Source organism: Plesiocystis pacifica SIR-1, assembly GCF_000170895.1.
GTDB lineage: Bacteria > Myxococcota_A > Polyangia > Nannocystales > Nannocystaceae > Plesiocystis > Plesiocystis pacifica.
Map to the genome: position 1 here is coordinate 1 of NZ_ABCS01000097.1, position 14,760 is coordinate 14,760.

Below are 14,760 nucleotides of genomic sequence, written 5' to 3' on the forward strand. Positions count from 1 at the left end.
TGCCGCTCTCCTTACCCCGGGCCCTCCACCTCGGGGCCGCGACGGCGAGGTTGTCGGCCCACTTTTGCATCTCCAGGATCGGCCGGGGCTGGAGGCTCAGGTCGCCGCGCAGGTGGGCCGCGAAGGACTCGGAGGTGGCCTCGAGCTGCCCGTAGAGGAGCTCGTGGCTGTCGTCCATCTCGGGGCGCGGATCCATGGCCACGAGGTTGAGCACGCCCTTGAGCGCGGTGTAGACCGAGTAGGCCTTGGGCAGGGTCGAGAGCAAGATCTTCCCCACCGAGGAGTCGATCCTGATCACCGAGCCGCCGGTGGTCAGGCCGCCTCCGAACAGGTCCCGACGCTGCGTCATGAAGCGCTTCATGTCCTTGGCGATGAGGCTGTTCCGCTCCGACTTTGAGACCACGGACTCGTGCTCGCTCAGCAGCTCCTTGTAGCGCTTGCTGATGGCGTCGCTGCGCGCCTGGCGGGAGCCGGGCCCCTGGCGGACCTTGGGCATGGGTCCGGGGAGCGTGACCTCGAGCTCCGAGAAGCCCGGCAGGGCCTCGTCGATGATCTTGATGTAGTTGAGTCGCTTCTTGTTGAGGAAGTGGTCGTGGACGCCGGTGATCCTGTGGGTGCCGAGGGAGAGCAGCCCGCCGAGCTTGTCGAGGACGAGGGTGTCCTTGTCGGTCAACGAGATCGAGCCGACCTCGCGCCAGGCGTGGAGCCAGTAGGCGAGCTCGCCGACCATGGCCTTGACGGGGGCGCTCGCGGGGGTCGCCTTCTTGAGCGGGTTGTCGCTTTGCATGTCGATGCGGAACTTGTACTTCTCGGGCATCTCGTCGAGCTGCTCGAACTTTTGGCTGCGCCCGCTGACGGGCTGCCAGCCCCCGCGGTAGTCGAGGATCTGGCGGATCCCGGCGGCGACGAGCTTGGTCTTGCCGCGGATCTTGGCGAGGTCCTCGTCGGTGTCGTCGATGCGCTCGGGGGCGCCCTTGTCCCCCTCGCTGCCGTGGCCGAAGATCTTCGACCAGATCGGCTCGATGACCTCCTCGTGGGTCACCTGGGAGTCGGCGGTGGACCGGTAGATGGCGTACTTGCTCAGGCCCTTCTTCTTGCGCGACTTGAGCTTCTTGAGCCGCTCGAGGTGGGGGTGGTAGTCGCCGCACATCTGGGCCCACAGCGGGCCGATGACCGGGTCGGCCATGATCGCCTCGACGTCGGGCTCCGGCAGCAGGATCTCGCCGTCGTAGGCGACCCCGGCGTACCAGGGCATGGCGATCTCGAGCAGGGAGTTGCAGATCACGCTCGACACGTACTCGAGGTCCTCGCCGTCCATGCTGTAGTCGCCGTGGAAGCGGCCCAGGGTGGTCGGGACGCCGTCGGGCAGGGCGTTGAAGATGTCGTGCCAGGTGTTGACCAGGGCCCCCGAGCCGGCCTTGCTCAGCGAGGAATTGATGCGCCCGAGGGCGTGGGGGGTGAGGTGGCCGGCGGCGAAGCAGTCGGCGAGGAAGTGGCCGGCGAAGCCCTCGTACATCAGCGCCCGGCGGGCCAGCGCCAGTCCCCCCTCTTCGTCCCCTCCCTGGCGCGTGGCCAGAGCCAGGGCCATGGTCTGGCGGGCGTTGGTGTGCTGGCGAAGGTACTCGACGCGGGCGAGGGGGAAGAAGTGGTTGGCGTTGGTCGCCATCAGCATCTTCTCGCGCCAGCCCATGATGTGGCTGTAGTCGTCCTTGGGCGACTTGCTGGGCCAGCCCATGAGCCTCGGCGCGCGCTTGCTGCCCTTGATCGCCTTGGTCGCGAGGTCGCCCGCGTAGCGGTTGGCGCCGCCGTAGCTGATCATCTTGCCCTTCTCGTCGTGGAGCATGAACTTGTCGACGAAGCCCTTCCACTTGACGCCCTTGCCGTCGGGCTCGTACATCCCGGACTGGCTCGGGTCGAGCTCTTGCTCCTCGTCGGAGAGGGCGTAGTCCCCCTCGGGGAGGTGGTCGACGCTCTCGAGGCTCTCGCGCGCCTTGTCGAGGGCCTTGACGGCCTTGACCCCGCCGAGCTGGCCCATCATGTAGTGGTCGGGCTCGCCCCAAAATTGCAGCGCGGGCTGGAGCTGCGGGCTGGGTCGGCGGGCGCGGCTGGGGTCGGCGTAGCGGTCGAGCAGGGCCTCGGCCGACTGCCCGCGGACGACGGCGCTGGCGACCGCGTCGGCGTGGCGTTCGTGGACGTCGCCGGCCTTGCCGACGCCGCCGAACAGCTGAACGCCGCTGCGTTGCTGGATGACGTGGGCGGCCTCGTGGGCGGCGATGAACACGCTCGGCGACTTGGCGAAGACCACGTGCTCGCCGGCGGCGTAGGCCTGGGCGCCCATGGTCCGGGCGCTGTCGCGGGCCGAGCTGTCGAGGTGGGCCTGGACGCCGGACAGGTCGTGGCGACCAAAGCTGGGCTGGATGCTGTCGAGGTGGGGGAGGGGTCCGCCGCGTCCGCGGGTCCCTTCGTTGGCGAGGCCGTGGAGCTCGCCGCGGTTCGCGAGTCGCTGGTAGCGGCTCACGCCCGCGGACGAGTCGCTGCCGTCGGCCATGGCCTGGAGCTGGCCGAGCTTGCCGACGCGGGGGCTGCCGCTGGCGAGGGCCTGCAGCTCGCCCTCGGGCATCACCTCGGGCTCTGGTTGGGCGCGGGGGCTGGGGCTGCGGTCGTGGGTGGAGGACGCTTCGAAGCTGTTCGAACCGGACATGAGGCTCTCGTTCCCTGGCGCGTGAAATCGCTCCGTCGAGCGACACACTACGCATGGTAGTGCGTGACAGGGCCGTATTTGTTCGGCCCGCGGGCCCATAAAACCGTCACAGCTACCGAACGCTCTTCGCGGTCCCCCGCGGCGCGGTTGGGGCCAAAGCAACTTTTTGTGATCGACGTCTCTCGAGCGGGGCGTGGCGTGGCTTCGTCGTGCTAAGGGACGGCCATGCGGAAGCAATTCTTGACTCTGACGTGCGGCGCGCTGCTGGGGATCACCGCTTGCGGCGACGACGGCACGGGTAGCGACTCCGTCGGCGACGACGAGATCGGCAACACCCTTGGAGAGAGCGCGGAGAGCGAGTCCGCCGAGGACCAGGGCGAGCAAGGGGAGCAGGGCGAGCAAGACGGGAGCTCGAGCACCACCGCAGACACCGAGACGAGCACGGACACCGAGAGCTCGAGCACGGACACCGAGAGCTCGAGCACGGACACCGAGACGGACAGCACGAGCACCGAGACCACGGACACCGAGTCGAGCTCCGAAGAGAGCACGGAGACCGGAGACCCGTGCGAGAACCTCGGCGAGCTCGGCCCCGTCGAGAAGCTGATCTGGATCGCCAACTCCGGCCAGGGCACGGTCTCGAAGATCGACACCGAGACCGGCACCGAGCTGGGCCGCTACATCGTCCGGGCCGACAGCGCCGGCAGCCCCTCGCGGACCTCGGTCAACCGCTTCGGCGACGTCGCAGTGGCCAACCGCACCGGCGGCATCGCCAAGGTCTACAGCTCCGTCGAGGACTGCCAGGACACCAACGGCACCCCCGGCATCCAGACCTCCATGGGCGGCACGGACATCCTGCCCTGGGGCGAGGAGGAGTGCCTGGCGTGGTTCACCGAGATCCCCCACGAGGACAACCGGCCGATGGCGTGGACCAACGGCGTGTTCAACGAGGAGACCTGCGAGTGGGAGGGCGTCGACGTGTGGACGGCGTGGTCGGACTGGGCCGCGGGCACGGCCGTGGTCGCGCTGCTCGACGGCGACACCGGCGAGATCATCCAAGAGGTCCCGATCCCCGACCTGCCCCAGCCCTGGCCGGGCTGGCACGGCTTCTACGGCGCGGCCGTCGACGCCGACAACAACGTGTGGCTCTCGCAGCTCCAGGGCGCCAACCCCTCGCCCTCGTGGCTGGTCAAGGTCGACCGCCAGACCTTCGAGTACACCGGCTACCCCGTCCCCGAAGAGGGCGGCTACGGCATGACCGTGACCTCCGAGGGCTACGTGTGGATCTGCGGTCGCTCGACGCGACGCTTCGACCCGGCGACGGAGCAGTGGACCTCCGTCCCGCTCCTCGGCGGCGGCGTGCACACCGGCGGGTGCATGGGCGACGGCGAGGGCATCCTCTACCGCGGCGCCTACAGCCAGATCTACGGCATCGACACCCAGACCATGGAGACGGTCAAGATCCTCGACGTGGCCCAGCCCGGAGACGACTTCATCTGGGGCGTGGCCGTGGATTTCGACGGCTACGTGTGGGGCGTGCCGCGCAACAGCTCGCGCGCCTACAAGGTGGACTCGGACACCAACCAGATCGTGACCACGGTCGAGGGCTTGGTCTCGGCGTATACTTACTCGGATATGACGGGCTTTGCGCTCGTCAACGTGGATCCGGCCTAGGTCTGGGGACCAGGCCTCGCTCGTGTCATGCCGCTTCGTTCGTTCGCTCCTTTCACCTGTTTGACGCTGACCGCTGCCCTCGCCCTGGGGGCGTGTGGGGACGACGGTGAACGCGGGGAGACCTTCGGCGACGAGCTCGGCATGTCCGCGGACGAGTCCGGCGCGGCCACGGGCACGGCCGAGGACGAGACCGGCGACTCAGGGTCGGAGACGGAGACGAGCGCGGGCGAGTCGGAGACGACCGAGACCACGGAGACGGAGAGCTCGGGCACGGAGGCCAGCGCCGACTCCGAGGACTCGGACACGGACACGGAGACGGACAGCGAGACCGGGGATCCCTGCGCCCCCGACGGCTACCCCCTCGTCGATCGCTTCATCTGGATCGCCAACTCGGCCGAGGGCACGGTCTCGAAGATCAACACCGAGGGCGGGGCTGAGCTCGGCCGCTACATCGTCCGCCCCGACGGCGGCGGCAGCCCCTCGCGGACCTCGGTCAACCGCCGCGGCGACGTGGTCGTGGCCAGCCGCACCGGCGGCGTGACGGCCATCCACGCCGACGTCGACGACTGCGTGGAGAGCAACGGCATCCCCGGCATCCAGACCAGCATGGGCGAGGGCGAGATCCTCGACTGGGGCACGGAGGAGTGCGTCGCCTGGCACCGGCCCATCCCGCACCCGGACAACCGGCCCGTGGCCTGGACCAACGGGGTGTTCAACGAACAGACCTGCGACTGGGAGGACCTCGACGTGTGGACGGCCTGGTCCGACGTCTTGCTGGGCACGGCCGTGGTCGCCCTGCTCGACGGCGAGACCGGGGAGATCATCCAGGAGGTCCCGATCCCCGACCTGCCCGAGGCCTGGCCCAACTGGTTCGGTTTTTATGGGGCGGCCGTCGACAGCGAGGACAACGTGTGGCTGTCGCAGCTGCAGCACGGCTGGCTCGTGAAGGTCCGCCGCGACACCTTCGCCTATACGGGCTACCCCGTGCCCGGGCCCACGGGCGGCTACGGCATGACCGTGACCGACGGCTACGTGTGGCTGTGCGGCCGCTCGACCCACCGCTTCAACCCCGGGAACGCGACTTGGATCTCCGTCGAGCACTTCCTCGAGACCGACCCCGTGCACACGGGCGGCTGCATGGGCGACGGCGAGGGCAAGCTGTGGCGCGGGGCCTACAACCAGCTGTTCGCCGTGGACACGGACAGCCTCGAGGTCGTCGAACAGATCGACGTGACCCAAGAGGGCGACAACGACATCTGGGGCGTGGCCGTGGACTTCGACGGCTTCGTGTGGGCCGTCCCGCGCAGCGGCACCCGGGCGTACAAGGTCTCGCCGGACGCCGACATCGTGGTCCAGACCGTGGACGGGCTCGTGGGCGCCTACACCTACTCGGACATGACCGGCTTCGCTCTCCAGAACGTCGGCAACTAGATTTGATGGAGGGGCTTGGCAGCCCCTCCCCCGCGCCGGCAAAGCCGTGACGGGTCCCTCTCCCCGGCGGGAGGGCTGCGCCCTCCTCACTGCCTTGGGCCCACATGTCGACGGAGGCACGCGGTACCGAGGGGTGTTGGTGCTATGACTCGAGGGTGACGAACGAAGCTCCGTTGCGCTGCGCCTGTGGGTCCATGCGAGGTCGGGCCCGGGAGCTCGCGCCGCCTCGCGGCCTGCACCTGACCTGCTACTGCGCCGACTGCCAGGCCTTCGCGGACTACCTCGGCAAGCGCGAGACGCAGCTCGACGACTGGGGCGGGAGCGCGATCGTCCAGATCGCGCCGGCGCGCATCGAGCTGAGCGAGGGCGCCGAGCACCTCGCGTGCATGCGCCTGAGCGAGGGCGGCCTGATGCGCTGGTACGCGGGCTGCTGCAACACGGCCATCGCCAACACCATGGCCAAGGCGGCGGTGCCGTTCACGGGCATGTACGTCCACTTCATCGACCCGGACTTCGACGCGGGCGAGCGGGACGCCTTGCTCGGCCCCTCGCGCGCCAACGTCAACGGCCGCGCGCTGTCGGGGACGGACGCGCCCGTGAAGGTCGACGCCTTCCCGGTCCGGGTGATCGGCCGCTCGCTCCTCAACATCGCCCGCAGCTGGCGACGCAACGAGCACTGGCCCTCGCCCTTCTTCGACGCCGACGGCGAGCCCCGGGCGACGCCCACGGTCCTGTCGACGGCCGAGCGCGACGCGCTGCGCGTCCATCAGGCTCAATAGACGAGGTACACAAAGAAGCGCCGAGCCATCCCGTCCCTTGGCGTTGCGAATGGTTGAGACGGGACGACTCGAGCGCTGGCCCCCCACGGGCCCTAGAGGTGCTGCTGGATCACGGTGTTGAGCACGGTGTCCTGGTTGAGGTCCTGCCAGTTCATCGCCTCGTCCATGAGCCAGAAGCTCGGGAACTGCTGGATGGGCAGGTGGCCGTAGTAGTTTTGCTGCTCGTCGGACACGACCCAGACCTCCTCGGGCCCGGGGTAGTTCTCGTCCCAGCTGACCGCGTCGGCGTGGTCGGGAGGGGCGCCGCCCTCGTCCTCGGTCAGCACGGTGACCCAGGCGAAGGTGCCGGCCTCGATCTCGGCGCGCATCGGGGTGATGAGCGCGTCGAGGGCGGCCTGGTTGCCGCCGAAGAGGTTGAGGCACAGCTGGTCGTCGCCGCCGAGGCACATGGACATCATCTGGCAGGGGCCGCACCACACGGCGGAGGTGTCGATGAGGATCGGGTTGCCGGCGTACTCGCAGACGTTGACCTCTTCGCCGAACTGGTTGACGCCGCCGAAGTGGGGAGCGGGGGAGCCGACGGCCGCGGAGCCGCCCCAGCCGGGGTCGGGGATCGGGCAGCTCTCGGTGCCGGTCTCGCCCTCGGTCTCGCCGTCGTCGTCGCTGGGACCGTCGTCGGTGGTCTCGTCGTCGCTGGGACCGTCGTCGGTGGTCTCTTCGTCGCTGGGACCGTCGTCGGTGGTCTCTTCGTCGCTGGGACCGTCGTCACTGGGTCCCTCGTCGCCCGCGCTCTCGTCGTCTCCGGCGGTGTCCTCGGCAGCGTCGTCGCCACCCACGTCGAGCAGGCCGTCGTCGTTGACGCAGGCGCTCGTGGTCAGGGCGAGGCCGAGGGCGAGGGGCAGGGAGAGGAGCAGAGGAGACTTCGCGGTGTTCATGCCCGTTGGTGTCCGGCTTCGCTCGTTCGCTTTGGGATTTTTCGAGGTGGGGTTCACCAGCATCGAGGAGGGATCGAGCGGGGGTCCGATCGGCGGTTCCAGGTGTCCGCGACGCTGCGTGCCGACTCGGCTTCGTGCAGGCGGCACAGCGCAGCGACCTCGGTCACCGCGCGCGCCCAGCCCAGCGGACCCTCGGCGTCGATGGTGCGGACGAGCTCGAGGGCGCGCGCGGCCTCTCCAGCTACGAGCGCGCTGCGGCCCTGCTCGAGGCGGGCGTAGTCCGGGTCCGCCGGCGCTCGGGGTGTCTTCTCGGCGCTCGTCCGCCCGGGCGCGACGGCTTTGGGCTCGGGAGCGGGGGCGTCAGGTGTCTCGGCTTCGAGCGCAAGCGGGGTGATCTCGGCTTCGCTCTCAGGCTGCACGTCGACGGCGACGGGCGCTGGCTCGACCGCGTCGGGCAAGGCACGGGGCGTCGCCGCGGACGGCTGACTCATCGCAGTGAACAGCGCCAGCGCCCCGGCCACGCCCGCGAGCCCACCTGTGAGGCCGAGGGCGAACTTGCCGAGGCTACCGCGCGGCATGGGCTGAGGCCCGCTCGGAGCGGGGAGCTCCTCGATGCCGACGGCGGCGAAGATCAGCGCGCGGTGGCGGGTGCGCTCGTCTCGATCGGCCCGCGGTGGTTGACGGCGCAGGGCGTCGCGCAGCTGGGGGACCGCGCTCCCGGCCTCGAAGCGCGCGGTGAAGCGCTCCCGAGCCAGACGCAGCCGCGACTGCACGATGCCCAGGTTGACCCCGAGAGCGGCCGCGATCTCCTTGCGGCTCGCGCCCTCGAGCTCGGCGAGGATGAACACCTGGCGCGGGAGCTCATCGAGCTCGACGAGGAACTCCGCGAGCAGCCGCGAGGCCAGGGCGCGCTGGGACTCGAATTCGTCGCCGCCCTCGGGGCGGACCTCCCGGACCTGCGACAGGGCGCCGAGCTTGCGCTCGACTCGACGACGGCTGCGGGCGTGGTTGCGGGCGACGTTGGCGAGGATCGCAAACAGCCAGGTCGAGGCCTTGCTGCGCCGCTCGAAACGGTCGAGGCGGCGGTAGGCGACGAGGAAGGTCTCCTGGAGGACGTCGTCGAGGTGCGCCTCGGGGACGCCGAGGTGCCGCGCGCTCCGCCACACGAAGTCGTAGTGCTGGCGATAGAGGGCCTCGAAGGTCGGGGCCGGGCGCGGCGGGGGTGCGTCGGGCATGGCGGCGGAGGGGGACTCGTCTTGGTGTCCGGATGTCGTGGATGGCTTCGGAAAAAATTGATGGGGTCGAGAACCGAACGTCGTTGAGTGCCAGGAGGTGTCGAAGGTGAAAGTAATTCAACCATGAACTTCGGGTTTTTGTAAGCTGAGCCTGCGCGCGCGTTGGCGCGGCGTCATTGCTGGTTCCGCGTTGTTTGGTCCTGGTCCCCTCTCTGGCCTCGCCCTCGCCCTCAGCCTCTCTGGCGAGGCGGCGCAAGCCGTGAGCTGGGAGGCGCCGCTGGAGTGCCCGGAGCCGGGGGAGTTCGAGGCGCGGGTCCGGGAGCTGGTGCGCTCCGAGGGGCTCGAGGTCTTGCTGCAGGGTCGGGAGTTCGAGGCGGCGGCGGTGGTCGCCGCGAACGCGGGCACGGGCTGGCGGGCGTGGTTGCGCCTGCGCGACGGGGCCTTCGAGGCGACCCACGAGCTCGAGGGGGGGGACTGCTCGGTGTTGGCCTCGCGCGTCGCGGCGGTGGTCGCGACGACCCTCGATCCCTTCGCCTTCGCCGTTGAGCTCGAGCGCACCGTCGAGGTCGAGGCGAGCGTGGCGGTCGCGGCCATCGAGGTGTTTCCGCTGCCCGAGCCGAGGGTGCAGCGACCTCGGCCGCGGGCCCCCGAACTCGAGCCCGAGCCGCCCCCAGAGCGAGCGCCCGAGCCGAGGGCGCAGCGGCCGAGCGCGCCCGCCGAGGTCCGAGCCGTCCGCGAGCGGCCCGAGCGCGAGCGACCCGAGCGGGGGCGCTGGCAGGCCGTCGTCGTCCTCGGCGCAGGCGCGGCCCTGAACCGCTTCGACGGGCCCAACGCAGCCCTCGTCGGCGAGCTGGGAGCTCAGCGCGGTCTCCTGCGCCTGAGCCTCGAAGCCAGCGGGCAGCTCGGCGGTCGCTTTCGCCTGGCGCGAGACCCCAACGTAGGCGGGGACCTGCGCGGCTGGTCCGTGGGCCCGCGAGGCTGCCTCGTGCCGGCGTGGAAGTCCCTGAGCGTCCCGGTGTGCGCGGCTTTGGGTGCGGGGCAGGTCCGGGCCGAGGGCGTCGGCGTGCAGTCGAGCCAGGTCGAGCGCGGCGCGTGGGTGTGGCTGGGCCCCGAGGTCGGCCTGAGCTGGGCGCCGATCCCCAGCCTCGCCGTGCTCGCGCGCGTGGGCCTGCCTCTGAATTTGCGCCGCCCGAGCTTCTCCGTGGAGTCGCCCGACGGCAGCTACGCCATGCCGCTGGTCAGCGGGCAGGCGATCCTCGGTCTCGAGCTGCGCCTGCCCGCCCCCGATTGAAGGGGTCGCCCTTGCCCCCCTTGCCCTACAGCGCGGGGTCCGTCGACGCGCAGTGGGTCTGGCTGCAGTGGGCGCAGCCAGAGCCGATGCAGTTGTCGCAGTCGGCCACGCAGTTGCTCGTGCCCCGGGCCATGCAGCGCTGGCTCAGGAAGTAGTAGGCGCAGTCTTGGGTGTCGTCTTGTTTGTTCGGATCGGCGTAGCCGTGCACGTCGCAGGCCCCGACGTTACCGTCGAAGTTCGAGCACGGCTCGGACTCGGGCGCGCCGCAGTCCGCGTCGATCCCCGCCTGGCAGTTCGAGGTCCCCCGCGGCCGGCACTTGTCCGTGGTCGTGTAGTAGGCGCAGTCCTGGGTGGTCCCGTGGCCGTGGGCGTTGCAGCCGGCCAGATCGTGGTCCCAGACCCCGCAGGCCATGGACTCGCTGTCGTCGAAGCGCTCGCACATGTCGCCCTGGTCCGCGCCGCCGACGAAGCCGATCACCGAGTCCTCGCCCCACGCGGGCGGGTTGGTGATCCCGGCGTCCTCGCACATGTTCTGCCAGCACGACTCGGTGTTGCTGAGCTGGTTGCTCAGCTCCATGTGCAGGTGGCAGCCCTGCCAGCAGGGGTTGTAGCAGTAGCCCGCCTGCTCGTTCTCGACCGCTTTGTTCGCCTCGCCGAACTCGATCGCCGCGTCGGTCTCAATGCCCTTGTCGGCCGCGCTCGGCTCGTACCACTGGCAGCCCGTATCGGCCAGGCACGAGGCCGAGTCGGCGTGCTGACACAGCTCCCCCGCGGGCTCCCAGACCTCACCCACGTAGAGGTTGCTCGGATCGAGGTCGGCGACGGTGCTGCCGTCGTAGACGGGCTCGTCGAGGTGGGCGTAGAGCACCCAGCCCAGGTGGTACTCGACGTCGTCGTAGCTCGCGTAGACCTGGAAGCGCTGGTCGTAGCCGCCCTTGGCGAAGCCTCCGGTGGCGCAGGCGTTGGTCGGGGCTTCGGGTTGGACGCGGACCGAGTCGGGGGGCAGCCCGCCCGGCAGGGCGCTGGGCGAGAGGCGCAGGTAGGCATCCTCGCCGCAGCTGTCGCCGTCGGCGGCGAACAGGTCGATGGCCCAGTCGCCGCCCCAGGGCCGGTGGTGACCGCACTTGCCCTGGCTCTGGCCCGGCGGGATGTAGCACTCGTTGAGGCGGTTGTGGGCCTTGCACTGGGCGTTGGTGGTGCAGGTGTCGGCGTCCGGATCGGCCGGGCAGTTGTACAGGCGACTCTCGGTGTTGCCGGGGAAGGGGCTGCGCAGGGCGGCGCCCAGGCGGCGGGCGAAGAACGAGCTCTGGGCCTCCATGGCCAGGCCTTCGAGGATGAGCTCGGTCGCCTCGAGATCCGGGGCCTGGTCCTCGGAGTCCTCGACGAGGGCGCGCCAGGAGTCGGGGTCGGCGTCGACGCCGGGATCAGCCTCGCAGCCGAGCGCCAGCGCGGCGAGGAAGACCATGGAGGAGGTGGAGGAGGTGGAGCAGGGGAGGGGGCTCGGGTTCCGCATATCCATCCAGTCGCCCGAAGCCCTGGGGCGTCCACGAAGCTGGCGCGTACGAGGCGTGTGCTTCCTCCAGGCCGCGGCCTGGCGCGCTTGCCAAGGCCCGCGGCCTCTCGTATGCCCACGTCATGGACGGGTCGCCGGGCATCGGGGTGGTCGTCGAGGGCGGTGGCCTGCGCGGCTCCTTCGGCGTGGGCGTGCTCGCCGAGCTGGCGACCTGGGGCGCGCGCCTGCCCCTGCCCATCACCCACCTGTTCGCAACCTCGTCGGGGGCCCCGAACGCGGCCTTCTTCGCCGCCGGGCAGATCGAGGACGGCGTGCGGATCTGGAACGAGCGCACCCACGGCCGCGAGCTCATCGACTTTCGCAACCTCGTGGGCCGCGGCGACATCATGAAGATCGACGAGCTCGTCGAGGTGTTCCGCGGCGACATCCTCTTGCACGGCGAGCGCTTCGCCGCGGACGCGGGCTCGCCCGAGCTGCACGTCTCGGTGACCAACGTCGAGACCGGCGGCAACGAGGTCCTGCGCGCGACCCCCAGCAACGTGCACGCCCTGCTGACCGCGGCCATGGCCGTGCCCATCGCCTACGGCCGGCCGGTCCCAGTCACCCACGCCGACGGCCGCACCCGCGGGTGGTACATCGACGGGGGCTTCGGCGCGCCCGTGGCCGTGCGCGAGGCCGTGGCCGCCGGCTTGGCCAAGATCCTCGTCGTGCTGACCAAGCCCGCGGGGCACCGGCGCAAGCGCAACACCCTCGCGGCCTTTTTGCAGGGGCGCTCCTACCCGCGCCACCCCCTGGCGCGCCAGGCCATCGCCGACAAGTGGATGCACTACAACGCCACCCTCGACCTGCTCGCCGAGCTCGAGGCCACGGGCAAGGCCTACGTGCTGCGGCCGCCCCACGAGCCGCCCGCGCGGCGCTTGAGCCGGTCCAAGGAGGCGATCACCGCGAGCATCGAGCTCGGCCGGGCGACGCTGCGCGAGCACGCCGACGCGCTCTCGGGCTACTTCGCGCGCTGATCGAAGTCAGTTGGGGGAGCTGCTGACCCGGGGCCACCAGCCGCTGACGATGGCTACCGCGGCGAACGAGTTGGCCGCGCCGATGAACGCGAAGGTGAAGTCCGTCCACACCGAGGCGCCGAGGGTCGCGAGCCCAAAGGCGGCGCCGAGGACCAGCCCGCGGGCGTCGATGGCCATGGCCATGAGGCTGACGACGCAGGCCCAGACCAGGGGCAGGAAGGCCATGGTCTGGAGCGCGCCCAGGCCCGCGAAGTAGCCGGCGAGGGTCAGCAGCAGCTGGAAGGCCAGGCCGAGGGCGACGGTCGAGACCGACAGCCGGTTGATGTGGGTGCGCGTGAGCGAGTCCCGGGCCCAGACGCGGAGGACCGCGAGCACGGCCAGGGACAGCACGGGCACGAGGCCGTAGAGCAGGAAGGTCTTGGCGCGCGGATACTCGGGGGCGACGAGCTGCTCGTAGAGGGGGAAGCCGATCCACACGAAGGACAGCACGAAGATCATGAACGAGCGCGTGCGTCGGCCGAGGTTGGGGTCGTGGTCGGCGTGGATGCGCTCGAGCTCGGCCTGGCGGCCCTGCTCTCGGGCGTAGGCCTCGTCGACCCTGGCGAGGAGCTCCGCGGGCAGGTCCCGGGTGCGCGAGGCGATGGCCACGGCGATGGCCGGGGCGCCGTGGTCGAGCTCGTAGCGGACGATGAGCTCGCGGGCGCGGACGAGGCCACGCAGGGCGGCCTCGTTCTCGGGCCACGCCGCCAGGGACTGCTCGAAGCCGAAGCGGATCTGGGCGAACAGCTCCTTGCGGCGCTGGGGGTCCGGGCGGTTGTCGGAGCTGGCCTCGACGCTGGCTTCCTCGTCCCATGCGCCAACACCCGCTTCGGCCTCGGCGCGGGCGCGCTCGGCCAGGGCGACCAGCAGGGCCTCGAGCTCGTCGAGGCGCTCTTGGGCCTCGTTGGCGATGTGGCTGGCGACGCGGTGGCTGCGGAAGTCGGCGATCGCCCGGCGCAGCTCTTGGGCCGAGGCGTAGCGGTCCTCGGGCTCGCGGGCCATCGCCTTGCGGCAGATCTCGGCGAGCTCCGGGGGCGCGTGGGCGTGCTCGGGCAGGCGCGGCTCGGTGTGGCTGACCGCGTAGAGCACCTCCATGATCGAGCGCCCGCCGTGGGGCGGCCGGCCGGCGATGAGCTCGTGGAGCGTGGCCCCGAGCAGGTAGACGTCGGTGCGCTCGTCGAGGCGCTCGCCGTCGCCGAGGGCCATCTCCGGCGCCATGTAGCTCGGCGTCCCGACGATGCCGCTGCGCCGGGCGGCCAGCGGCAGCTTGCCGGCGGGGTCGGGGGCGAGGGAGGCCGCCACGCCCCAGTCGGCCACGTAGATCTCGCCGTGGCTGCCGAGCATGACGTTCTCGGGCTTGATGTCGAGGTGGAGGATGCGGCGATCGTGGGCGAAGTGGACGGCCGTGCACACGGCCATGAGCACGCGCAGGTGGGCGTCGAGGAGCTCGGCCTCGTCCAGGTCTGCCGGGTCGGCAGGGTCACCGGGGTCGAGGCCGAGGCGCTCGCGGGCGCGCTCGGGCTCCGCGAGCAAGCTCGCCCACGACTCGCCCTCGATGCGCTTGAGCACGATCAGCGGCTGGCCGTCCTCGTCGCTGGCGATGTCGTAGACCGGGATGATGTTGGGGTGCTCGAGGCGCCCGGTGATCCACGCCTCCTGGAGGAGCTCGAGGGTGGTCCGGCGCTGGCTCAGGGCCTCGCGCAGGCTCGGGCGCACGGCCTTGACCGCGACCTCCCGGCCCATGGCGGTCTGCGTCGCCGCGCGCACGATGCCGCGCCCGCCCTCGCCGATGACCTCGCCGAGCACCAGCGGCGCCTCGGCGCTCGCCTGCCGCTCGGCCTCGAAGGCACCGAGGGCCTGGCGACCCGTGGTGCCGACGGACTCGAGCTCGGCCTGGGGCATCTGGGTCTGCATGGGCGAGCCTTGCAGCGTCCGCGCGGCCGCGGACACGGTCTCCCAGGTTCCCCAGGTGCCGTCCGTATCGGCGCCCTCGCTGTCCGTTCCCAGGGTGTCGACGGTCGCGTCGGGGCCCGCGGTGTCAGACGGCGCGCCGCGTCCTCGCGCGGGCGGTCCGGCCTCGTTCCCTTCGCTCACCGCCGGAGGCTAGCAGAGCCCCCGCGGGTCCCAAACACCGCATGCCACATCG

At 70.9% G+C, this 14,760-nt stretch carries 10 protein-coding genes; 5 read left to right on the forward strand and 5 right to left on the reverse strand.

Annotated features, from left to right (window positions below; translation table 11 throughout):
- Positions 1-2,701: eCIS core domain-containing protein (locus PPSIR1_RS49685; protein ID WP_006975556.1), on the reverse strand; the 2,701-nt coding region annotated here is incomplete at its 3' end.
- Positions 2,702-2,926: 225 nt separating this feature from the next.
- On the opposite strand from PPSIR1_RS49685, the gene PPSIR1_RS32840 reads away from it, so the two are divergent.
- The 3 genes from PPSIR1_RS32840 (at position 2,927) to PPSIR1_RS44510 (ending at position 6,585) form a co-directional block, all read left to right on the forward strand.
- Complete coding sequence (locus PPSIR1_RS32840; protein ID WP_006975557.1) at positions 2,927-4,375, forward strand: NHL repeat-containing protein; 1,449 nt, start codon at positions 2,927-2,929, stop codon at positions 4,373-4,375.
- Between the two features lie 60 nt (positions 4,376-4,435).
- Complete coding sequence (locus PPSIR1_RS32845; RefSeq protein WP_006975558.1) at positions 4,436-5,806, forward strand: NHL repeat-containing protein; 1,371 nt, start codon at positions 4,436-4,438, stop codon at positions 5,804-5,806.
- A gap of 155 nt (positions 5,807-5,961) precedes the next feature.
- Entirely contained in the window at positions 5,962-6,585 is a 624-nt protein-coding gene (locus PPSIR1_RS44510) for a DUF6151 family protein (RefSeq protein ID WP_157596213.1), read from the forward strand.
- A 92-nt stretch (positions 6,586-6,677) separates the two neighbouring features.
- Here the strand turns inward: PPSIR1_RS44510 and PPSIR1_RS44515 are convergent, their stop codons facing one another.
- Both PPSIR1_RS44515 and PPSIR1_RS44520 read right to left on the reverse strand, forming a co-directional pair.
- Positions 6,678-7,520 carry a TlpA family protein disulfide reductase gene (locus tag PPSIR1_RS44515; RefSeq protein ID WP_006975560.1) on the reverse strand — a complete coding sequence of 281 codons (843 nt, stop codon included), beginning with the start codon at positions 7,518-7,520 and terminating at the stop codon, positions 6,678-6,680.
- Positions 7,521-7,573: 53 nt separating this feature from the next.
- Positions 7,574-8,755, reverse strand: coding sequence for a sigma-70 family RNA polymerase sigma factor (locus tag PPSIR1_RS44520; RefSeq protein WP_006975561.1), 1,182 nt, complete (start codon positions 8,753-8,755; stop codon positions 7,574-7,576).
- 259 nt (positions 8,756-9,014) lie between these two features.
- On the opposite strand from PPSIR1_RS44520, the gene PPSIR1_RS32865 reads away from it, so the two are divergent.
- Positions 9,015-10,046, forward strand: a complete 1,032-nt coding sequence (locus PPSIR1_RS32865; RefSeq protein ID WP_157596214.1) for a hypothetical protein — start codon at positions 9,015-9,017, stop codon at positions 10,044-10,046.
- A 25-nt stretch (positions 10,047-10,071) separates the two neighbouring features.
- Here the strand turns inward: PPSIR1_RS32865 and PPSIR1_RS32870 are convergent, their stop codons facing one another.
- Positions 10,072-11,511 (reverse strand): hypothetical protein, encoded by a 1,440-nt coding sequence (locus PPSIR1_RS32870; protein WP_157596215.1) that lies wholly within the window; start codon positions 11,509-11,511, stop codon positions 10,072-10,074.
- A gap of 170 nt (positions 11,512-11,681) precedes the next feature.
- Here PPSIR1_RS32870 and PPSIR1_RS32875 point away from each other — a divergent pair, with 170 nt between their 5' ends.
- Complete coding sequence (locus PPSIR1_RS32875; RefSeq protein ID WP_006975564.1) at positions 11,682-12,575, forward strand: patatin-like phospholipase family protein; 894 nt, start codon at positions 11,682-11,684, stop codon at positions 12,573-12,575.
- Positions 12,576-12,581: 6 nt separating this feature from the next.
- On the opposite strand, the gene PPSIR1_RS32880 is transcribed toward PPSIR1_RS32875, so the two are convergent.
- A complete protein-coding gene (locus PPSIR1_RS32880; RefSeq protein WP_006975565.1) occupies positions 12,582-14,708 on the reverse strand; it encodes a serine/threonine-protein kinase in 2,127 nt (708 codons plus the stop codon).
- Positions 14,709-14,760: the final 52 nt, after the last annotated feature.

What these genes read in the sequence shown, in the direction of transcription:
- PPSIR1_RS32840 (WP_006975557.1), top strand. Translation starts at nt 2,927, where the DNA reads ATGCGGAAGCAATTCTTGACTCTGACGTGCGGCGCGCTGCTGGGGATC.
- PPSIR1_RS44515 (WP_006975560.1), bottom strand. Translation starts at nt 7,520, where the DNA reads ATGAACACCGCGAAGTCTCCTCTGCTCCTCTCCCTGCCCCTCGCCCTC.
- PPSIR1_RS44520 (WP_006975561.1), bottom strand. Translation starts at nt 8,755, where the DNA reads ATGCCCGACGCACCCCCGCCGCGCCCGGCCCCGACCTTCGAGGCCCTC.
- PPSIR1_RS32870 (WP_157596215.1), bottom strand. Translation starts at nt 11,511, where the DNA reads ATGGTCTTCCTCGCCGCGCTGGCGCTCGGCTGCGAGGCTGATCCCGGC.
- PPSIR1_RS32875 (WP_006975564.1), top strand. Translation starts at nt 11,682, where the DNA reads ATGGACGGGTCGCCGGGCATCGGGGTGGTCGTCGAGGGCGGTGGCCTG.